The organism is Xenorhabdus poinarii G6 (assembly GCF_000968175.1).
GTDB classification, from domain to species: domain Bacteria; phylum Pseudomonadota; class Gammaproteobacteria; order Enterobacterales; family Enterobacteriaceae; genus Xenorhabdus; species Xenorhabdus poinarii.
On the sequence record NZ_FO704551.1, the window covers coordinates 1,698,656 to 1,720,328 of the forward strand.

The window sequence follows — 21,673 nt, forward strand, 5'->3', positions numbered from 1 at the left end:
AGCCTAGCAATTCAACATAACGGTTATCGATTGTGCGAACCTTTAATGCTTTTAAAAAAGTACTGAGGTTTGACCCCACGCCAAGCCGACCATTGCTCTCTGTGCGGAGAGCAGTTCAGCCAAATAAAGACACAATATGTTAAATTTTTTGCTTTAGCACGGTATTTTCATGCTCAATTAGCCATTTTTTGCGAGCTACACCACCGCCATATCCCGTTATTGTGCCATCTTTGCCGATAATTCGGTGGCAAGGTATAACGATTGCAACTCGGTTTGCACCATTTGCGGCGGCCACAGCTCGTACTGCATTTTGTTTTTCAATTTTCGCAGAAAGTGCTTGATAACATGAGGTTTGACCATAAGGAATTAAACATAATTCCTTCCAGACAGAACGCTGAAAATCACTACCAGGGGTATCAAGTAAAAGATCGAACTGTCGACGTGTTCCAGCAAAATATTCACCGACCTCTTTTACTGTTTGCCGTGTGTGATTATTTTCTCCTGATAATATTTTAGATTTTAGCAAACGTTGGAGATCGCTAAACTCAGTCTCTAGCATTCGGCGGTCAGTAAATTCTAACAGGCAAACTCCACGTTCAGTTGCGCAAACAAACATAGGACCAAGGGGGGTGGTAAAACGGTGAATCATAATCACTTCACTCTGTTTTATTGGAGAAACACCTGTGAGACGTTTATAGGTATAACCAAAACCGCTTAATGATTCATAACCACTATCAAAAGCAACATCAATGGCGGCCCGTCCACTTTTGAGCTCTTGAAGTGCGATATTCACCCGCTGCATTCGTTGAAATGCTTGAAAGGTAATTCCATGATTTTGCATAAACCAACGACGTACACGTTCAGGACTAATGTTATATTCACGAAGATCTATATCACGTATTCGAGTTTTAGGGTGAGTTCTAACAAGATCAAGAGCTTTCTCGATAAAAAATGGTGCACTATGCGCATTTTCCATTGGTCGACAGACTTTACAAGGACGAAATCCCGCATCAAGTACAGATTTAATATCAGTGTAGAATTCAACATTTTCTCTTTTCGGTTTTCGAGCTCGACAGACCGAGATACAGAATACTCCCGTCGTTTTTACACCAACAAAAAACACACCTGTATACTCCGTGTTACGTTCAAGTAATGCCTGATACCAGATATTGCACTGATTATTATCGATAATTTTCATGAGTAAAAACACCTGCAAATGACTGTTGCAATTTGATATTTGACATTAAATCTTTAAGCTTTAATTGAATTGCTGAATGTATAAAATTACCCATAGAAATACGATTTACACCTAGTTCACCCAGTTTGTCGAAAGATGGTAGATCTGGCATACACATTATATTTAGTGGCACATTAATACCTTGTGCAATCGTCTCAATATCATTTTCATAAGTTAGACATGGAACAAAAAGACCGTTTGCACCCGCCTCTTCATATAAACGAGCGCGTAATAATGTTTCTTGTAATGCTTGTTCATGATTGAGAAGAAATGTATCGGTGCGGATATTAAAAAATAGTTGGTAATTTTCGTCAGCTAACGCACGTCGGACTTCTTTTAACATGCTGGCAAATATGGCAGCATCATCAAGTTGTCTGATTCCGTTAATTACCTTGCTATCCTCTAGGTTGATACCAACGACTCCAAGCTGAGAGAGCCGCTTAAGATTAATAGTTATCTCTCTAGCTGTTTTTCCAAAACCGGCTTCAACATCAACGCTTAGTGGTAGGTCACTGACGGATCTGATTCGATTGACGATATATAGCAATTCATCAAAAGACATTGCTTCACCATCTTCGTAACCTAATGTAGCGGCAATCGCTGCGCTTGACGTACCTAACGCTTGATAACCTATTTGTTGTGCTATCATCGCACTACCCACATCCCAGACATTTGCAATGAGTAATGGTTTATTTTGATAATGAAGTTTAGTGAAGTTCATGACTATCTCCTGTTATGACGTATCGAATAAATGTAAGCATCCGATGAGATGGTCACAACCGAAAATCAGACGACCATTTTTGGTTTATCACTCGATGAGGATAAAGCTATTTGATTTTATATATGCCGGACATTTCAACTTTGCTGAAAGGCGGACATCTCTACTCCAGCTGGAAACGGTCCATCACATAAACGCAAAAAGCCAACAGAAAAAAAATCCCAACGTTCATTAAATACTGACGATGTGCTTGCAGCATTAACCACACTTCAAGCTCTACGCGAATGAAACCAGCATGTTCGTAAAGTTTCAGGTGTAATCTTTTTAATAAGAAAATTCATGAGATAATCTCCGATTAGTCATATTAACTTTTAATTTTCATATACGATGCGCAAGCTGCATCGTATTCCTGTTGGCAAATCGTCCCCATCTCGGTTTTCTTATCCTTCTGCGTTTTCCTTTAAAAAATGGTCAAATACGCTAGATAACCATTCTGGCCTCTCCTCATGTACGCTGTGTGATGTGTAGGGAATATTAAATAAACTTGCAGAATCGATTTTTTCCACCATTTCTTGAGAATGTGTAAGCGAAACTAGAAAATCATTATCGCCTCGGCAAATTAATACAGGGCATACAATATTTGAAATGGTAGTATCAGGGTAACCTGTTGAGCTTTGATCCAACCACATTGTACGAACAGCGTTCATTAAACGATCAAAATCAGGCTGAGAATTAAGGCCTTGGTATGTATTTTCTGCCTTCGGGAATACTTGCAACCAACTCTCTGTGCTGATGCTTTCATAAATTGATTTGACTGGATCACTATCCGTCAGTTGCCACGTGGCGCCAATTACAATGACTCTATCAATAGGTGCAAATTGCTGTGCCGCTAAACGTAATGCAACAATACCACCATCGCTATGACCAATAATGGCACAGCTCTGTATTCTTAATTCATTAATGACTTTTATAAAATCTGATTGTAGTTGCTGATAGCTTAATGGAACATTACCCAATGTTGATTTCCCGTGACCACGAGTATCAATAGCTACTAGGTAATAATGTTGTAAGTATTCTGCTAATGGATTAAATGAGGTTAAATTACCCATCCCACCATGTAATAAGATAATGGGGTAGTTATCAGGGTTTCCTGCGGTTTCATAATAAATATCAGCGCCATCGACCTTGATAAATTGCCCTGATTGGTGATCAAAAATGCTCATTTATATGCCCTCTACAATTAATATTGAAGTTAAATGACAGTATTTGCCAGCAGTACTTACACATATCATTCTAATGGTTATTGAACGTAATTTATTAGGATATTTCAACTTTGCTGAAAGGCGAACATCTCTACTTGACAGTGTTTCTTCCTGAAAAAATAAAAAAACTCATTATTGCCATCAAGAATACACTTATCGCCGCATAAATCATTAACCATTCAAAACCAGATATTAAAGCGGCATGGATAACTTCGCTAGGATTAACTATATTACCAATGCTCTTTTCTACTGTGGCCACATCCCCCGCCGCTATTTTTTCTGCTAATAATCGTATCTGTTCGTTATTTATCATATTGAACTGGCTATTTAAATAAACGATGATCCCCTCAACTAAAAGAAAACCCATCACCGCAATATTAAATGCTAAAGATATCATTCTGGCACTCGTGTCTGAGCCTGATGCCATCCCTGCCCGCTCACTAGGCACTGATGCCGTTATCGTATTTGTTGCTGTAGTATTTGTCGCACCAACACCAACTCCAGCCAATATACAGCCAATTAACATTATCCATCCTTGCTGATCATACATGTTAGCGATTATCATTAAAACAAAACCTGAGCTAATAACGAGAAGACCTATAGGGATCACCATACCTGAGTGGTAGCGAACTGCTAAACGTTCAGCAAGTGGAGGAATAAAGAGTGTTGGTAATGTATAGGCTAATAATGCTAAACCTGTTTCGACGCTGTTATAGCCTAATCCTATGTGGAAATAGATAGGTAAATAGATAATGAATGGCCAAAAGCTAAAATTTTGTCCTATTGAACCAAATAAAGCACCAGAAAAGTCGCGAATTTTAAATACAGAAAAATCGAACATTGCATGTTCATTAGAGCGTTCTGTCAGTATAAAAGCAATAAAACTCAGGATAGATAGGCCAATAATGAATAGAGCTTTAATACTCTTAAAACCCAACGTTGGCCCCTGCGTAACAAATAAGACTAAGCAAAAAACACCGATGGATAAGGTCAATATTCCTTTTAAATCCAACTTAGCGGCATTTACATTACGTGATTCTTGTATACCCTTTAAACTTAATAATAGGGTAATCACAGACAGAAAAACGTGAATTAAAAACACCCATTCCCAACTGGCATAAGTAAGAATAATGCTACCTATGATTGGGCCAAATCCAAGTCCGGCACCAAAAACGATTCCCCAGCATGCAAACGCATTGCCCCTTTCTTTTCCATCTCGAAATTGATTAGAAAGAATTGATATCTGGCAAATTAGCATCATTGCTGCACTTAAGCCTTGTAAAAAACGAGCAATGATAAGAATAGACGCTATCGTTGTTAAACCACAAATCAATGATGTGATACCAAAAATGATAATACCGATAATGAAAATTTTTTTACGGCCATAACGATCTGCTATTGTACCAACGGCCATTAAAATTGTTGTCATCGCTATAGTATATGCTGTCATCACCCATTGTAATTGGCGAAAGCTAGCTCCCATCACGTTCTCAATAGTGGAGAGAATAGGAGGAACACTTGATATTTCTAACCCTAGCATGAGCGCGGACAAACAGACGGCGGCTAAAGCATATTTGCCCTGCTGTATAGATGTTTGATTCATTATAATCCTTAATAATATTGGGTATATCGATTTCACGTATCACGTTTTTCGAAATTGATACGCATTTCTCAGAAAATAGTATTGATGAATCATCTATACATCAATGTTATGATAGGTTATTTCTATAATAACAAATTGGTGTGATTGATGAGTCGCATGACACTCGATGTGGAATCGGTAAAAGCATTTGTTTATATCATTGACTTCCAAAGTTTTACCAAAGCGGCGGATGCGTTAGGGACAACTCAAGGAGCGATAAGCGTTAAGCTAAGACGTTTAGAAGAGCGTTTAGGCTATAAATTGATTGAGCGAACACCGCGATTGGTACGCCTGTCTGCCCAAGGTTCGCTTTTTATCAACGCTGCGCGGGATTTCATCACGTCACATGATAAAGCTATTGCTGCATTATCATGTAAGTGCCGACAATTCAGATTAGGTATTGCAGAACATGTCGCAGGGCCTGAAATTCCCGTGCTATTGGCTAAGTTGAATGAACGAGACCCTGCTTTGACAATTGAGGTCAGATTGGAAAACTCAACTCAACTGCTAGAGGCTTTTGATAATAGTGAGCTGGATGCCATCATCGTTCGACAAGATGATGATCATCGAAGTGGTGAAGATTTAGGTCCTGAACATTTTGGTTGGTTTGCAGCTCCAACATTTCATCAGCAGCAAGGAAAACCATTAAAGCTTGCTGCATTAGCACCTTGTTGTCGTGCTCGGAATATTGCAATCGATGCGCTGGATAATGCAAAGATAGAATGGGTAGAAGTTTTTGTTGGTGGTGGAAACGCGGCAATTATGGCCGCTGTATCCGCAGGCCTTGCTGTTGCCGCTTTTTCAAGCCGTCTTGCGCCGGCAAACACTATCGAAGTGGGGAAACGGTTTGGGTTACCTGACTTACCCTCCTCTAGGATCATATTACATTCAACACTTTCAGATAGACGATCCAAAGAGGCTTTGCGCACATTGGTTGCTGCATACCGCGAACATAGTGCATCTTGATGTCAGTGGTAGATAGTTCCTTTAAAGCCAGCTTCTCATGTAAGCGAATGAATTCGCTTTTTAGCTGACAATAGATTTCTGAGCTATTACCACATGCTTTTGCAGCCTGATACTTAATTTCTGCATATTGATGAGCAACATCATTGTGTCTACGAAGGTAATCGCTGAACGGTACTGAGGTACTTCCAATATGATGCACAAATAATATTTCATCCGGACAAACATCTTTAAGCTTAACCATTTCATCATTGTATATATTCTCCCAATGTGAATTATATGGTTCAATAGTAATAGGGTTTTATCTTGATTAATCGTCGTCATCTGTATTATTTTTCGTATATTAAAAATTCACTTGGATTTAACACCAATGTCTATTGCTGATTACCTTCTCACCTACTCCCTGGCTGCATTACTTCTAACTCTTACCCCAGGGCTTGATACTGCTCTGATCCTACGAACAGCATCAGCTGAAGGTTCAAAAAAAGCGTTGCATGTGGTACTTGGTATAGATACCGGATGTTTTATTTGGGGAGCTGCTGTAGCATGTGGCCTTGGTGCATTGTTGGCGGTTTCTGATGTTGCTTATACACTACTCAAATGGTGCGGTGCGCTCTACCTGTGCTGGCTTGGCACTCAATTACTACTTCGCCCTAGAACTACATTACAACAATTAAATAATCAAGACGTTGCTGAAAAAAATTGGTTTTTAAGAGGAATGTTGGGAAATGTGCTTAATCCCAAAATAGGTATTTTTTATGTCTCATTTTTACCTCAATTTATTCCTGCTGGGCACTCTCCGGTTATCTGGACATTTCTACTTGTCACTATACATGTCATCATTGGTACTATTTGGTCATTGATCCTGATTTCATCGACACATTATGCTGCTTTCATACTAAAGAAAAAGAGGGTTATTAAATGGCTAGACCGAGTTACTGGCGGATTATTTATTCTTTTTGCAGCAAAGTTAGCCATAAGCTCACGATGAAGAAACGGATACCTGTTTCTTCACGAAGTTCTCTGCTTGTTCAAAGGATTCCGCCACCTCCAGGGATTGCCCAATATGTGGTAGCAGAAAATAAAACAGTCTATAGCGATTCAATCATCTTAAATTCGATTACTACAATTTCCATCTCTGGAAAAAAATCACCTACTTTCTGAAAAAAACGTTGATGCTCTAATTGCCAATAAAGCAGGCTTCTATCTCCCTCTCCTTCTTTCCATGCCAGTTCTTCCGTCATTTCTGAAAATCGCATTAAATGTAGGTGAGTCACCCTGACAACACAAACAGGCTGGTTTTGACTATTGAAAACAATATAGTGATTACCCACCAGAATTTTTCCATCCTCTGATTCATGAGAATCATAAGCGTAAAATGAGCAGGTTGTCGCTGTTTTTATACCATTGGCAACTAATTGAGCTAACTCATCATGCATAATGGGCGAATCTCCAAACATCCAACGCCCTGCCTTTGAGTATTTGTGGCTAATTAATTCCATCATTTCATTTGTTTTCATATTATTGTTCGTTAAATTTATTGTGGATGATATACGCATACCCCGTAAACGGATTTTACTGAATCTGGTGTAGAACACACCGACAGTATTGAATAAACGATTAAGGATCGCCGTTTTGGCATTGAACGTAGGCCAAATTGCAACGCATGTCCACAAAAACACCGACATAAAAGCCGACTTTTATGCAATATTGCAGTAAGATTGGCACCCAATCTCGTGAAAATTGATTTGGATCATTAAATTGTTATTGTTATCGCTTTTTCGCCTGTCACAGCGCCGAATACCCGCCTTTATCGCCTTAATGGCGATTCTGATGCTGTTCATTGCGCCGGTGATATCGAAAGCACTGGAGCATCATCGTAAAAACGGGATGAATCACTGCATAGCGATGTCAGATATGCAGCATAATGATAATAATGGTCATCAAAAAATAGGCCACCAACAAGCGGTAACATTAACTCATTCTATGAACCATCATGGTATTGACCATATTCATATGGGATTCATGGATGATATCGCTTGTGGTTACTGCCAGCTCCTGATTAATCTGCCATTATTGGCCGGTGGGTTTGTTTCTTTCGTTTTACTGACCTTGATGGTGTCACGAACTCCACCAGCGCCACTCTTTTCTGGTACAACTATTTGGCGTTTTTACGGGGAATCACAACCACGCGCCCCACCCTTAATTAGCTCATTGACTCGAAATAACGACTTTTATTTTATTTATTGCTAATTAAGGAATTTTTTATGTCTGCTACACAATTATTCCGCATATCACCGCTGACAGCGGCGTTGGCTATTGCACTTTCTGCGCCAACCAGCGGTTGGGCTGCTAATTTTGAACACACAAAAGAAGCACATACAGCAAAAAACAGTGATGACAGTGAGACGGTGATAACCGTCACAGCTCCGGCAACGTCACCGCTTGAAGTTTCTTCTTCATTAAAAACCCCTCGCCAACCTATTCCGGCCAGCGATGGTTCTGATTACCTGAAGACCATTCCTGGGTTTTCACAGATCCGCAATGGGGGGACTAATGGTGATCCCATATTCCGGGGGATGTTTGGTTCTCGTCTGAGAATGCTGATTGATGACAGTGAAATTCTGGGATCTTGTGGTGGGCGTATGGATGCACCAAGTTCTTATATTTCACCTGAAAATTATGATGTTCTCAGTTTGGTCAAAGGTCCACAAACCGTACTTTGGGGATCTGGAAACTCAGCGGGAACTATCCGTTTCGAACGTTCTCGTCCTCAGTTTGAACAATTTGGTGCAAAAGGCCATGTCAGCACAGTGATTGGTTCCAATGACCGTTGGGATAGTAATGCTGATCTCAGTATTGGCAATGAGCTGGGTTATATCCGTTTGATTGGTAACAAATCCCGTTCCAATGATTATAAGGATGGTGATGGCAATAAAGTACCTTCTCGTTGGGATAAATGGAATACCGATATTGCACTGGGTTGGACTCCGGATGAAAATACGTTGCTGGAGTTAAACGCTGGACAAGGTGATGGTAATGCGCGTTATGCCACACGTGGCATGGATGGATCTCAGTTTAAACGTAAAAGTTTTAGTGTGCGTTTTGAAAAATCTAATATTGGCGAAGTATTTGATAAGTTCGAGAGTCATTTTTATTACAATTACACCGATCATGTCATGGATAACTATTCCTTGCGCACACCTGCACACATGAAGAAAATGATCTCAGAACCGGATCGCCTCACTATGGGCGGCCGTATGATGGGCACCTGGATTTGGGAAGATTTCAGCTTGCAAAGCGGTGTCGATATGCAAACCAATATCCATCGTTCCAACACCGATCATAAAATGATGCAAGCGGAGAGAATGGGCTGGCAGAAAAATGCGCGTTTTCGTGATTATGGCATTTTTGGTGAATTAACCTGGGATGCAACAAAGCAGAGTAAAGTTATCGGAGGTGCACGTTTGGATCGTGCAACGGCCTATAAGTATCTGACTCAACAAGAACGAAAAGAGACTCTCCCTGCTGGTTTTATCCGGTTTGAACATAACCTGAAAAATACCCCAGTGATGTTTTATGCTGGGGTGGGCTACACTGAGCGTTTTCCCGATTTTTGGGAGATCTTTTCAAATAAAGCGGGTGATGAACGTATTTTCACTGATATCAAAACTGAGAAAACCACACAGTTGGATATTGGTACACAATATGATGATAATCAACTGAAAGGTTGGGTATCGGCGTATGTCGGTAAAGTGAATGATTTTATTCTCTTTAACTATGACAACAAAAATCCCGCTCATAATGTTAATGCCACCATTATGGGGGGAGAAACAGGGATTGCTTATAATTTCAATGAACATTGGAAAACGGATGCCAGCCTGGCATATTCCTGGGCACAAAATACCACGAACCATCGTCCGTTACCGCAGATCCCACCTTTGGAAGCACGTTTTGGCCTGACCTGGAAACAAGGTGATTGGACTAGTAGCGGTTTGCTGCGTCTGGTAAATAGCCAGCACCGGGTCGCTATCAATGAAGGGAACGTTGTTGGCAAAGATTTTGATAGTAGTAAGAGCTTTGCCATTTTGTCGGCAAATACAACTTATCAGGTGACTAAAAATGTTCAAGCCAGTGCCGGTGTTGACAATATTTTTAATAAAACCTACAGCGAGCACCTTAATTTAGCGGGTAACCAGGGTTTTGGTTATTCTGGCAGCACAGCCGTAAACGAGCCTGGTCGTACTTATTGGGCAAGATTGAATATTAAGTTCTGATATGTTTTGTTTTTAAAATTTTCAGCCCCCGCTTGTCCTGATTGATATCAGGGTAAGCAATAAGATAATCACCCTGTTAGCGGTATGTTGACAGGGTGATTTTTTCTTAAAACCATTCTTGTCGCTGAATCAGTAACAGATTATCAGTTAAAAATTCAACTCATTGATTCATTAGTCAGTAACCAATGCCGCAACAATGTTGCAAGTTGTTCTTGTTGGTCTTCAGTCAACGGTTCGAGAATCGCTATTTGGTTTTCTAAATGACTTTCTACGGCTTTATCTATTAATGATTTTCCTTCTGGAGTCAGAAAAACTTTGCAGCTACGTCGATCTTCTGCATTGGCAGTACGCTCAATCAACCCACGTTGTACCATATGTTCAATACGCGTGCTCATCGCACCAGAGGTGAGCATAACCGATTGATACATCTCAGTCGGTGTTATTGGCGTGTTATTGCGCCGCAATGTTGCAAGAATATCAAATTCGATAGCGCTTAAGCCATATTCTTTGAAAACACGTTGTAAGCGTTGCTCAATCATTTTGTTTATGCGGCATAACCGTCCAATGACACCCATTGACGATGAATTAAGATCTGGGCGTTGCTGTTCCCACTGTTTCAGTAATCGGTCAACGTGATCGTACTTCATGCTTTCTTCCTATTGTCCCTATGCATTTTATCTCGATAAAAAGATACTTGATAAAAATCAATTAAGCTATTATTTTAATCTATCTTCACATAAAGATACTTTTTTTAGTGATATCATCAGGTTTATAACTTGATTTGTGAAACATAGAAAGCGTTAAGAACAGGATGGCGAAATGAATCAATTAGAAGGATATTCAGATGTCAGAAGTTAGAATTGTCCCAAATATCTTACTGACTGCGTTAGCACCGATTGTTTGGGGAAGTACCTACATTATTACAACCGAATTATTGCCGCCCAATATGCCCTTACTGTCTTCTACAATCAGGGCGCTGCCGGCCGGTATATTGCTATTGCTGGTTTGTCGTACCCTACCACAAGGCATTTGGTGGTTACGCATTATGGTATTAGGATTACTTAATATCGGTGCTTTTTTCTATTTCCTCTTTGTAGCAGCTCAATATCTTCCAGGTGGAACAGCGGCACTTATCATGGCTTGCCAACCCATACTGGTCATCTTGCTAAGCGCTTGCATATTGAAAACCTCCCTCACAATAAGGCACATTATTTCAGCAATACTGGGAATTATTGGTATCAGTTTATTAGTATTAAATTCAGCCACCAGCCTAAGCTGGCAAGGCATCGCTGCGGGGAGTGCCGGGTGTTGCTGTATGGCTTTAGGGGTTGTGCTAACTAAATACTGGAATCGACCGCCAAATTTATCATTGCTCAGTTTTACGGGCTGGCAACTAACACTGGGTGGAATAATGCTATTACCTGTCGCCATTTCCGTAGAGGGATTACCGCAACACCTTACTGCGTTCAATATTCTCGGCTACTGTTATTTATGCCTCATTAGTGCGATATTTTCTTATGTCATTTGGTTTCGGGGAATCGAAAAGTTACCTGTAGTGACAACCTCTTTTTTAGGTTTTCTTAGCGCCCTTTCCGCTTGTATTTTAGGTTATTTGTTTCTAAAACAGACATTTTCATTGCTACAAATGTTTGGAGCATGCACCATTATTATGTCTATTTGGTTTTCGATTCCACGAGAGCAAGCGGAAAAAACGATTTAATCAACAAGTAAAAAATAGCAGGATAATTAATGAAACTTACTATAATCTCAGGCAGCCAACGCCTTGACTCTCATAGCCAGCGTGTCGCTTGTTATTTGCAGAAATTAAGTCATAGACATGGATTTACCAATATAGAATGTTTGGATCTTTCGAAAGTGGAATTACCACTCCATGATGGTTTTACGACAGATATATCAGCGGAAACTCACCCCTGGCAAGCGATTAGCCGACATTTGAGGGAGAGTGAAGCGTTTATCTTTATTACGCCAGAATGGCATGGAATGGCAACACCGGCATTGAAAAACCTTTTATTGTACTGCTCTATCGCAGAGTTGGGCCATAAACCTACATTATTGGCAAGTGTGTCAAGTGGAATCAACGGCGTTTATCCGCTTTGCGAATTACGGATGACAGGTTTTAAAAATAATCATGTTTGTTTCTTGCCTGATCATTTAATTTTTCGTCAGGGGGAAGATTTAATTTCAAGTGATCTGATTTGCCATGATGAAACATTTGAAGGTCGTGTTAACTACACGCTGAAACTACTTAAATCTTATGCTAAGGCATTGAAGCAAGTTCGTGAAGATATTGGCGAAGAAGGTAAAAATTATCTGTATGGTATGTAATTAGTATCCCGTTAGTGACAATCAATACACTTCGGCTCAACAAAGCTTGAGCCGAAAAGAGAGTAATCTATTTTGCATAGGCTATTCATGATTGCGATAACTGGATAAAAAAACAGTACCCCGTATTTTTGGCACTTTTGCTCAATAAAAAGACATGATTCGCTTGTTTTACTCATGCAGATCAAAATACCAACACAAAAAGAAATGCTGAATTAGAAAAAATCATGACAATGGACAACAATCCGTTAAATTAGCATATTACCGGCCTTTTGAACTTCATAAGGTACGCTGGACACCCCGTATTTTTATCTAATTCCTCGCTGACGACCGAAAATCCCTGCGATAAATAAAACGCATAACTCGCCTGATTTTGCTGATAAACCGATAATGTAAGTTCCTCTCTTCTATTTTTAGCATCATCCATCAATGCCTTTCCGATGCCCTGCCCCTGCTTATCGGGAGATACAAAAATAGCGGCCAAATTATTTTCGTAAAGCGCATAAAAACCAACAATATTCAACCCTTGTACATAAACATACACTGCTGAGGCAGGGATATAGATATGCCTCATATTTTTGATTTGTGATTGCCAAAATTTAACAGGCACAAAATGGTGGGCTTGAATGGAGGCTTCTAACCAAATAGACAGAACCGCATCCATATCAGTTTTTGTAAATACTCTGATCATTTTTTCATGCCCTCTCTCTGTCGTCTTCCAAGTTGATAGAAAAAAATCCGATTCTATAAATTAGAAAGTTAACACAAAATAAACAACAAAGTTGTTATCAATGTATATAAAACATACATCTTGCTATAAATTGATTATAATTTACAGTAAAACAGGTATTCCCAAGAATACTACGTTCCCGGCTCTTATATTGATAATAGCCGTTACCTGCGCGATACACTGAACACCCGTTTACGTCAGGCTGATACTGATGATGTCTCTGTTGGACACAATATCAAAGCAGATAGAAACGGGGCATGGGCACACATCACTGGCAACGGGCAGAAGGTAACAGTGAAGTCAATGGTTACCGTGTATCTTCTGCTTTAGCCATAATTAAGCAATGCATAATGTCATCGGGTATTTTTCGGAAAGCTTTTGTGATGAAAATCATTAGCAATCCCATAGATGGAAGTGTTTTTTCAATTACAATTCGGCCACAAAAGCCTCAGATAATATCATTGCATTGCATTTTTGCATTTTCTTATAAAATTTCTCTTCCGGTTTCAGAATCTCACTCCTACTAGCACTTGAATATGATGTACTATTTGCACATGCATACGTTTCTGAAAATAGAGTTTGAGCTCCTGAGGGGTACATGTGGGGATATGGGGCAGTGTTTGCTGCTGAAGTTACTTCTTGATAATTAGGGTTATTTGTGACTGTAGACGGTACAGGTCTACCATTTTCAATCCGATACAAGGTCGCACTGCGTATCTGCTCCCTTAAAATCCCTGCAAAAGCAACATATTCATGTTGGTCTTCGAAGTCATAAAGAGCCTCGAGGTAACCATTATCTGTTCTCCCCCATTCTCTGAACGAGGTTTCTACACTATAAAAATTATCAGTCGGCCTTACTTCATAAAGATAAAATACTGTTCCATCTCCCTCTTCATCCGCATAAATATTAACAGCCACATTAGAATCAGTTGATGTTGCTACAAAAGCAGAGGTGGGTGCCTCACCATGCATACCTAAACTAGTCGCTTCAACATGCTCAAGTAAATTATCGTTTCCCCCCCATGGACGAAACCCTATATCAAATATTCCGTCAGTTCCAGTCGGGGCTCTGCTATCAGCCCTGTAAAAAAAAGTCTGTGCCAATAGAAATGGTGAAAAAACAAGCAAGAAAAATGCCGTTAGTATTTTCATTACCCCCACCCACTAATGTAATAAATTTATTTTACCCAATGAACCATCCCCATCGCACTGGGCTTGTAATCTACTGGAAGTGATATTTGCCAAAGTTGCGTACTTAAAGAATCTCTTTCCATTTTCTGTATTCAGGCCGTATTCATAAGTAAAGGCGCCGTGAAAGAACCCCTTCCCTTGAGCAAGGTTAACTCTGTTTACATCTTTACCTCCCCAGGTTGGATAAATACCGGTCACCTTACTATCGATATAAACCCCATTAGAATTTCTGTCCCGACATGATGTCTGGTCAGTAGTAAAAAATGTTATATTAATGGCTCCATGATCCGGAACGCCGCTTTCTGCATAATTCAAACACCCTTGGTCATTACAGGTTGCATCGGCCACTAGTATATCCTTCCCACTTGTGCAGGGGGATTTTATTATTGTGAACCATGTGCCACCACTTTTAAAATGCCTAAACTCTACCGTACATGTCTTGGCACGATAATAATTTGCATAGTTAGATAAAGGGTTGGCATGAACATTCCACGTGACAAATTTGGGATTGTTAATACAAGAAAACAAGGCATTACTGTCTTCTATTTTTATTTTTTGAGATGTTTGACCTGGTTGAAGTGTTATTGCTGGATCAGGAACTGCCCAAGTATGCATACATTCTGAACCACTCCCTTGCGGGGTGTCTATAGTTATAGAGTAAGATCTATTTGGATTACTGAAAGTCACATCATACCATTGTGATGCATGAGCAAGTGAAGACAGAAAAAACAAAATAGAAGTATAAAATTTTATCTTCCTCATATTTCCCACCGTTTAGTTATCAACTTTAACAGATGCGAACTGATTGCCACCTATACAATAAATAGTTATCTTCGCCCCAGACACATACGCCAGCATAACAATTTTATCTATAGCTTTTCCTGAATCTGTATCTATAGGGTATGTTTTATTGATTAACTGTGGGAAATTGGTCCCGTCATTTGCAGTAAATTGAATTTGCGTGAACTTTCCGCTACTGTCTAACCCGTAGCTTTTCACTACACCAGTAGGTGTATTGCCCGGATTACATGTTGTGGTTGACATGGCCTGGCACGAGAAAAATAGCCCGCCAACCATCAATGTACTCAATATATATTTCATATTACACCATAAACACACAGATGATTTATTGTCACAAAAGTAACTTTAAACATGGGTGATTATTTTTTCAACAAGAACACGATGAAAACACCGACGAGATCACACAATCTGCAGGGCTTGCCAACAACCGGAATAACCCATCCGCGACGGCGTACCGAGAGGCTATGGCTGTCGTCGAAAGCATCATATATTGGGTTAATAGAACCAACCTCTCATCGCATTATGCGATGAATATTTCTTTATCAAGCAACATAGTGATGGTTCTTGTGCATAAAATAAACCGTGACAACGTCACGGATTATTTTATGTAAAAAGAAGCGCGAAAAGAGTAGGATAATCAGTGAAGGGAGTATGAAATAGACATCATATTTTTAACATCATAAAAAATGTATATTGATTAATAATTTCAGCGATAAATACGATGGCTGCGCCAAGAAGAATGAAATAGTTATTATTGGTCAATAAGTTACTTTTTCCCTTCCAGAGTGAACACGTCCAGAGTGTCATGGCAATAATATATAAGCACCATGAAAGCATTTTTAATCCGAAGTCACTTTTGATATTAAACTTCACTTGGTTTGGATAAATAATATCATCGTTATCTATTTTTGTGATTTCTGTTAACCACTCCATATAAGCGGGATGTTCAATGATTCGCATGATAACACTAATAAAAACAACCAGTAGCGTTGACATAACCAGTTTGACAGGCAACTTTCCCTGATAACGTTTTGCTAATGGATAACCGATAAATAACATCGATAATGCAGGGCCTAACGTAAATACAGCACCATAAAACAGAAAATAAGTGTTAACGTTATTCCATACGAACATTGTGTTTTGAACACAGATGATTGCCATATAGTAAAGATCGATGAGACCAATACCCCCAATAATCAGTATGATATAAAGGTGTATGCGTTTTATCACCGCGAAAAAAAGTGTATATAAGACCAGTGAGCCAAAGTAGATGGAGGCGAAAGCAGTTTCTATGTTTATCCACTCCGGCATGACATTTTGTAAGATGCAATAAACACGAAATGGGTGTTCCATCACATTCAGAGACGTAATCAATCCCACCCCTGCCAGTAAGCTACTGACTAATAATGTTCTTAGTAAGATTTTTTGCACAAAAATGGTTGAATATTGCCATGTATTTGATTCGCATTTAAACCAATAAATATAAAGCCCGCTCATCAATACCAGCCCTACTGAGCTTTGTACGACCATTGTAAATGCAACTAACAACCACTCGACCATGTCAACCCTATTTTCTCTTGTATCTGTCAGTAACCAACATCATCGACGCCATTTCATCCATATATTATGAATTCAATTTTAGTTTGATAGAGATGTTATATTGAATGACTAAAATTTTACGCAAATTCGATGTTAATCCCAAAGAAATTTCATTTTTTTTCGTAGGTGATGATAAATGCCGTGATTAATGAAAGTATCTTGCCCTTACCAGAGCAACCTAAATATGTTAAATTTACACTTATCAATCACTTCTCATGAGCATCTCCTATGATCCCTGAAAAACGTATTATTAGTCGGATTCAATCTGGTGGTTGTGCAATCCACTGTCAGGATTGTAGCATTAGCCAGCTTTGCATTCCTTTCACCTTAAATGAACATGAACTTGACCAGCTTGATAATATTATTGAGCGCAAAAAACCCATCCAGAAGGGGCAAACGTTATTTAAGGCCGGTGATGCTCTGAAATCACTCTATGCCATCCGTTCTGGGACGATCAAAAGCTATACGATTACTGAAGAAGGCGATGAACAGATCACGGGTTTTCACCTTGCGGGTGATTTAGTGGGATTCGATGCCATCATTAATACTGAACATCCGAGTTTTGCTCAGGCGCTGGAAACATCAATGGTGTGTGAGATCCCATTTGAAACGTTAGATGATCTCTCCGGAAAAATGCCTAATCTCCGCCAACAGATGATGCGTTTGATGAGTGGCGAAATTAAAGGCGACCAGGAAATGATCCTGTTATTGTCTAAAAAGAATGCAGAAGAAAGATTAGCGGCTTTTGTGTACAACTTATCGCGCCGCTTTGCACAACGCGGTTTTTCACCTCGTGAATTCCGCTTAACGATGACACGGGGTGACATTGGCAATTATTTAGGCTTGACGGTTGAGACAATTAGTCGCCTGCTTGGTCGTTTCCAGAAAAATGGTATTTTGGCAGTGAAAGGTAAGTATATCGCAGTCGAAAATATGGATAAATTGACTGAATTGGCGGGTAAATCCCCGGCTAAAGTTCCCTGACACCCGCTAAATTTTAAGCCAGATCACGATATTTTACTGATCTGGCGTACCCTTACCCTGTTATAGTTGTTCTATATTGCTTTATCTTCTGTACGAAAGAGCTATCCAGACTCTGCGAGGAATTCAATATGGCAAACTATCAAAACCTCTTGGTTGCAATTGATCCCAATCAGGATGATCAACCCGCATTAAGGCGTGCAGTTTATATCGTGCAACGTAACGGCGGAAAAATTAAAGCATTTTTACCGATTTACGACCTTTCCTATGAAATGACTACGTTACTTTCTCCGGAAGAAAGAAATGCAATGCAAAAAGGTGTCATAGGCCAACAAGTCGCTTGGATAAAACAACAAGCCCATTATTATCTTGAATCAGGCATTGATATCGAAATCAAAGTCGTTTGGAATAATCGTGCTTATGAAGCCATTATTCAAGAAGTGATGACAGGAAACCATGACTTATTATTGAAAATGGCGCACCAGCACTCTCGGCTGGAGTCCATGATTTTCACGCCACTTGACTGGCATCTGTTACGTAAGTGCCCTTGCCCGGTCTGGATGGTAAAAGATCAAGTCTGGCCAGAAAATGGCTCAGCCGTTGTTGCTGTCAATTTATCTAATGAAGAACCTTATCATAATGAATTGAATTTGAAATTGGTGCGTGAAACACAAGATCTTGCCAACCGAATAGTTAAAGGCCCATTGATTCATCTTGTAAGTGCCTATCCCGCTGCACCTTTAAATATTGTAACGGAAATACCTAGCTTTGATCCTAATGTGTATAATCAGGCATTGCGCGGCCAACATTTGATTGCCATGAAAGCATTACGGCAAAAATTTCATGTTGATGAACAGCAGACTCACGTTCATGAAGGTGTTCCAGAAAAAGTCATTCCGGAAATATGTGATAAATTAAATGCAGGTGTGGTTGTTTTAGGCATCCTTGGTCGCACTGGCTTATCCGCGGCGCTTCTTGGTAATACAGCAGAACATGTTATTGATCGGCTAAAATGTGATTTGTTAGCGATAAAACCCGATGGATTCGTTTGCCCGGTTAAAATAGACGAAGAGTAATGGATTGGGTTAGATTGCCCGTAAAATGCGGGCAATCTCGTAGATCAAAAACTTAAATTTCTGGCGGCATTTTTTAGACGTTCATCTCCACGGCGATCATATTTCTGAGTGGTGGTAATGCTGGAATGTCCCATCGCATCTTTGACGGTGACGATATCTTCACCATTATCCAACATAGCAGATGCAAATGTTCTGCGCAGATCATGGGGCGCAAATTTTTCCAGCCCACTTTCTATCCTGCGTGTTTCAAGGATATGATAAATCGCCTGATCTGATAAACGGTCATCAGTGACATCATCGTGACGACGGATTCGGGTAAAAAGTGGACCGGCATGATCCCCGCGTACTTCATCTATCCAACGAGTTAAACGCGCCCATGTTCCTTCCGGCATATAAGATAACCGTTCTTTATTACCTTTTCCCATAACCCTTAAAGCTTGTTCGCGACGAATAATGTGTTTCATATCCAGTGAAATAATTTCTGAACGGCGAAGCCCACAACCAACAAGCACGCCAAGTATCGCTGCATCACGCAGCCCTTTTGTACTGACATCATTTTCACAGGTAAAAAATAAAGTTTTTATTTCATAACGTTCAAGCGCCCGGCCTTTTGGCAAGCGATTTCCCCTGACTGATCGCACTTGTTTAATATGTTGAAAATTATCGGTATCGAGTTGTTTCATTGTCCATGCTTCCAGGGCAACGCCTTTCAACGCAGAAAGATAAGTATTAATTGTGGCTGGCGCTTTACCCGAATCTGACAACATTTCCATAATGGCTTGAACATGATGACGGCGAAGTGCATGCCAGGTGCAATCCCGGACGTTTTGATATCCCAACATTTTTGCCACAATATCCAAAAATGACTTCATTGTTTGGCGACTACGCTTTGAACCGAGACTAACAAGATAAGCAATGGCGGGATTATCATACACCCGGGCTCCCGGTGCTGATAGTGACATTAACATACCTTGTTCTTGTTGAGCGTTGATTGGCAAAATCAGTGAATCGGTATCACCGTGATTATTGTCATTATTTTTATTCTGGTTATTCAAAACTACCCCCTGCTTCCTATCCCTGAAAGTTTATTTTTTGCGCAATCTGAGCGCATGTTAATGGTTGATTTACGTAAAAACCACGGTTAATCACTCACGCTATCTTATTTAATAAATCTTACTTTTTCAAATGTATATTTTAATAAGTAGAGACGATATTAAAGTGAAGGTTTTATTTAACTCATTGTTATATAAATATAAAAACAGAAAGTCGTTTTTAAGGGAAGCGCTCGTGATTTTTCACCTTCTGAATTGGATCGGGAGCTGGAAACACATCGCACTATTAAGGGGATTTACCCTGAACTAAAATCGCTGATTGGATCATTAGAATTGTCACAAGGCAATATCATTCACTATGCATCGATTATAAAACAGACTTCTGTTTACAAGGTACACCGATACCCACACTGGCAAGGCTTGCTGTATCTGACCTGTTATCTCTACTTCCGCTACCGGGAAACCAATGACAAATTGGTAACGGCTTTTTGCTACCTGACCCGTAAATATCATGAAGCCGCTAAAGCCTTTGCCAAGCAAAAGATAGCCGATGAACTGGAGCTAATCAGGGAAAAATTGAAATATGCCGGGGATATTCTCCACTACTTTGTTGACGAGAACGTCAGTAATGTCGTTGAATTTGGTGAAATTCGCCAGCAGGCTTTTGGCCTTATCCCGAAAGAGGAAATTCATGCCATCAGTCAACACTTGGGTAAACGCGATTTTGACCTTGCCGGTTACGAATGGGAATACATTGATAAACAATCCAGAAAAATTGCCAACTCATTGCGTAAGCTGTTTATTGCCATCGACATTGAATGCGAGGCTGATCAAAAAATACTGTCAGCTCAGATTACGTTATCGAAACAGGAGCTTACTGAAAAACGAAAAATTATCACCCTGCATCAGGAAGGAATTAAGAAAAGTGACAATCGCTATCTTTGGATTAATGGGGAAGTTCATACAAGACGCTTTGAATTTTATCTGTATCATAAGATCAGCAGACAGTTAGATCGTGGCAAGGCTTACGTCACTGAAAGTGAGAAAAATAAACGACTGGAAGATGACCTTATCCCAATCAAAGACTGGGAAAATGACAGGCTTAACCTCATCCAGAAAACCGGTTTACAACGGCTGTCATCGCCGATTACTCAAACACTGGATGAATTTGAAAAACGGCTTGAGCGGCGCATGGATCAGGTTGCGGCAAGTATTTCTGGTGATACCAATGAGTTCGTCAAATTACAGCCTCGTTCAAGCCAGCTCGCGTGGACGTTAGCCAACCGACGTTGGCGAGACGACGTTGTTAGCCCTTCATGAATATGACCGGCTGATTAAGTGCCTATATCTATTGGAGTATATTGATAACAAAACGCTGAGGCAGTTTGTACAACAAGCCCTGAATAGAGGTGAAGCTTATCATTAGCTGCGTAGGGCTATTGCGTCAGTTAATGGCAATCAGTTCCGGGGCGGAAATGATTATCAAATCGAACAGTGGAATGACTGCGCCAGACTCATTGCCAACTGTATTATTTATTACAACTCTGCGTTGTTATCTGCATTAATTGAAAAGTGTCAGGATGAGGACAATCAGAAAGCCGTCAACCAAATCGCTGGTTTTTCACCAGTCGCCTGGCGTCACATCCAATTGTCAGGAAACTATGTTTTTGGAAATCGTGATGGTTTGTTGAATCTGTACAATATGCTGGAACGCGTTGATCCGCTGGTCAATATTGAAACTGAAGAACTTGCCGCTTAATCATGAATCAGGGGGGAGTGATCTTTCCGAGGGAATGGTCAC

General features: G+C 40.0%; 22 protein-coding genes and 1 pseudogene. 10 read left to right on the top strand and 13 right to left on the bottom strand.

Annotation, left to right across the window (positions count from 1 at the left end):
• Positions 1-139: 139 nt before the first annotated feature.
• The 4 genes from XPG1_RS07820 to XPG1_RS07835 form a co-directional block, all read right to left on the bottom strand.
• Positions 140-1,198: a bifunctional transcriptional activator/DNA repair enzyme AdaA gene (locus XPG1_RS07820; protein WP_045958588.1), complete on the bottom strand. Its 1,059-nt coding sequence runs from the start codon at positions 1,196-1,198 to the stop codon at positions 140-142.
• A complete protein-coding gene (locus tag XPG1_RS07825) occupies positions 1,182-1,958 on the bottom strand; it encodes an isocitrate lyase/PEP mutase family protein (protein WP_045958589.1) in 777 nt (258 codons plus the stop codon). Before XPG1_RS07825 ends, XPG1_RS07820 begins: the two co-directional genes overlap by 17 nt.
• A gap of 437 nt (positions 1,959-2,395) precedes the next feature.
• Positions 2,396-3,178, bottom strand: a complete 783-nt coding sequence (locus XPG1_RS07830; RefSeq protein WP_045958590.1) for an alpha/beta fold hydrolase — start codon at positions 3,176-3,178, stop codon at positions 2,396-2,398.
• A gap of 130 nt (positions 3,179-3,308) precedes the next feature.
• Positions 3,309-4,820, bottom strand: a complete 1,512-nt coding sequence (locus XPG1_RS07835) for an MFS transporter (protein ID WP_045958591.1) — start codon at positions 4,818-4,820, stop codon at positions 3,309-3,311.
• 147 nt (positions 4,821-4,967) lie between these two features.
• Between XPG1_RS07835 and XPG1_RS07840 the strand changes: the two genes are divergently transcribed.
• Complete coding sequence (locus XPG1_RS07840; protein WP_045958592.1) at positions 4,968-5,825, top strand: LysR family transcriptional regulator; 858 nt, start codon at positions 4,968-4,970, stop codon at positions 5,823-5,825.
• On the opposite strand, the gene XPG1_RS17500 is transcribed toward XPG1_RS07840, so the two are convergent.
• Positions 5,737-6,117 (bottom strand): GrpB family protein, encoded by a 381-nt coding sequence (locus tag XPG1_RS17500; protein WP_157879547.1) that lies wholly within the window; start codon positions 6,115-6,117, stop codon positions 5,737-5,739. The genes XPG1_RS07840 and XPG1_RS17500 overlap by 89 nt on opposite strands.
• Positions 6,118-6,192: 75 nt before the next feature.
• Between XPG1_RS17500 and XPG1_RS07850 the strand changes: the two genes are divergently transcribed.
• The gene (locus XPG1_RS07850; protein ID WP_045958594.1) at positions 6,193-6,813 is read left to right on the top strand and encodes a LysE family translocator; all 621 of its coding nucleotides are present in this window, start codon (positions 6,193-6,195) and stop codon (positions 6,811-6,813) included.
• Positions 6,814-6,913: 100 nt separating this feature from the next.
• Here the strand turns inward: XPG1_RS07850 and XPG1_RS07855 are convergent, their stop codons facing one another.
• Positions 6,914-7,342, bottom strand: a complete 429-nt coding sequence (locus tag XPG1_RS07855; RefSeq protein WP_231853068.1) for an ASCH domain-containing protein — start codon at positions 7,340-7,342, stop codon at positions 6,914-6,916.
• Between the two features lie 241 nt (positions 7,343-7,583).
• On the opposite strand from XPG1_RS07855, the gene XPG1_RS17505 reads away from it, so the two are divergent.
• Together XPG1_RS17505 and XPG1_RS07865 are read left to right on the top strand one after the other, a co-directional pair.
• Positions 7,584-8,075: a DUF2946 domain-containing protein gene (locus XPG1_RS17505; RefSeq protein ID WP_231853069.1), complete on the top strand. Its 492-nt coding sequence runs from the start codon at positions 7,584-7,586 to the stop codon at positions 8,073-8,075.
• Between the two features lie 14 nt (positions 8,076-8,089).
• Positions 8,090-10,099, top strand: coding sequence for a TonB-dependent copper receptor (locus XPG1_RS07865; protein ID WP_045958596.1), 2,010 nt, complete (start codon positions 8,090-8,092; stop codon positions 10,097-10,099).
• Between the two features lie 155 nt (positions 10,100-10,254).
• Here the strand turns inward: XPG1_RS07865 and XPG1_RS07870 are convergent, their stop codons facing one another.
• Positions 10,255-10,746, bottom strand: coding sequence for a MarR family winged helix-turn-helix transcriptional regulator (locus tag XPG1_RS07870; protein ID WP_045958597.1), 492 nt, complete (start codon positions 10,744-10,746; stop codon positions 10,255-10,257).
• Positions 10,747-10,943: 197 nt separating this feature from the next.
• Here XPG1_RS07870 and XPG1_RS07875 point away from each other — a divergent pair, with 197 nt between their 5' ends.
• Both XPG1_RS07875 and XPG1_RS07880 read left to right on the top strand, forming a co-directional pair.
• A complete protein-coding gene (locus XPG1_RS07875; protein ID WP_045958598.1) occupies positions 10,944-11,819 on the top strand; it encodes an EamA family transporter in 876 nt (291 codons plus the stop codon).
• A 29-nt stretch (positions 11,820-11,848) separates the two neighbouring features.
• Positions 11,849-12,445: an NADPH-dependent FMN reductase gene (locus XPG1_RS07880; RefSeq protein ID WP_045958599.1), complete on the top strand. Its 597-nt coding sequence runs from the start codon at positions 11,849-11,851 to the stop codon at positions 12,443-12,445.
• 250 nt (positions 12,446-12,695) lie between these two features.
• Here the strand turns inward: XPG1_RS07880 and XPG1_RS07885 are convergent, their stop codons facing one another.
• The 5 genes from XPG1_RS07885 to XPG1_RS07905 all read right to left on the bottom strand — a co-directional run bounded on the left by XPG1_RS07885 (position 12,696) and on the right by XPG1_RS07905 (position 16,724).
• Complete coding sequence (locus tag XPG1_RS07885; RefSeq protein ID WP_045958600.1) at positions 12,696-13,133, bottom strand: N-acetyltransferase; 438 nt, start codon at positions 13,131-13,133, stop codon at positions 12,696-12,698.
• A gap of 465 nt (positions 13,134-13,598) precedes the next feature.
• Entirely contained in the window at positions 13,599-14,324 is a 726-nt protein-coding gene (locus XPG1_RS07890; RefSeq protein ID WP_045958601.1) for a scabin-related ADP-ribosyltransferase, read from the bottom strand.
• A gap of 12 nt (positions 14,325-14,336) precedes the next feature.
• The gene (locus tag XPG1_RS07895) at positions 14,337-15,125 is read right to left on the bottom strand and encodes a hypothetical protein (RefSeq protein ID WP_157879461.1); all 789 of its coding nucleotides are present in this window, start codon (positions 15,123-15,125) and stop codon (positions 14,337-14,339) included.
• 12 nt (positions 15,126-15,137) lie between these two features.
• Entirely contained in the window at positions 15,138-15,464 is a 327-nt protein-coding gene (locus XPG1_RS07900) for a hypothetical protein (protein WP_045958603.1), read from the bottom strand.
• Between the two features lie 363 nt (positions 15,465-15,827).
• Positions 15,828-16,724 (bottom strand): DmsC/YnfH family molybdoenzyme membrane anchor subunit, encoded by an 897-nt coding sequence (locus tag XPG1_RS07905; protein WP_045958604.1) that lies wholly within the window; start codon positions 16,722-16,724, stop codon positions 15,828-15,830.
• Between the two features lie 267 nt (positions 16,725-16,991).
• On the opposite strand from XPG1_RS07905, the gene fnr reads away from it, so the two are divergent.
• Together fnr and uspE are read left to right on the top strand one after the other, a co-directional pair.
• Positions 16,992-17,747 (top strand): fumarate/nitrate reduction transcriptional regulator Fnr, encoded by a 756-nt coding sequence (gene fnr / locus XPG1_RS07910; RefSeq protein ID WP_045958605.1) that lies wholly within the window; start codon positions 16,992-16,994, stop codon positions 17,745-17,747.
• 128 nt (positions 17,748-17,875) lie between these two features.
• Positions 17,876-18,820 carry a universal stress protein UspE gene (gene uspE, locus XPG1_RS07915; RefSeq protein WP_045958606.1) on the top strand — a complete coding sequence of 315 codons (945 nt, stop codon included), beginning with the start codon at positions 17,876-17,878 and terminating at the stop codon, positions 18,818-18,820.
• 44 nt (positions 18,821-18,864) lie between these two features.
• Here the strand turns inward: uspE and XPG1_RS07920 are convergent, their stop codons facing one another.
• Positions 18,865-19,788: a tyrosine-type recombinase/integrase gene (locus XPG1_RS07920; protein ID WP_231853086.1), complete on the bottom strand. Its 924-nt coding sequence runs from the start codon at positions 19,786-19,788 to the stop codon at positions 18,865-18,867.
• A 417-nt stretch (positions 19,789-20,205) separates the two neighbouring features.
• Between XPG1_RS07920 and XPG1_RS18390 the strand changes: the two genes are divergently transcribed.
• The gene (locus tag XPG1_RS18390) at positions 20,206-21,192 is read left to right on the top strand and encodes a hypothetical protein (protein ID WP_157879462.1); all 987 of its coding nucleotides are present in this window, start codon (positions 20,206-20,208) and stop codon (positions 21,190-21,192) included.
• Positions 21,193-21,223: 31 nt separating this feature from the next.
• Positions 21,224-21,631 (top strand): annotated as a pseudogene (locus XPG1_RS18400) (Tn3 family transposase).
• Positions 21,632-21,673 lie beyond the last annotated feature (42 nt).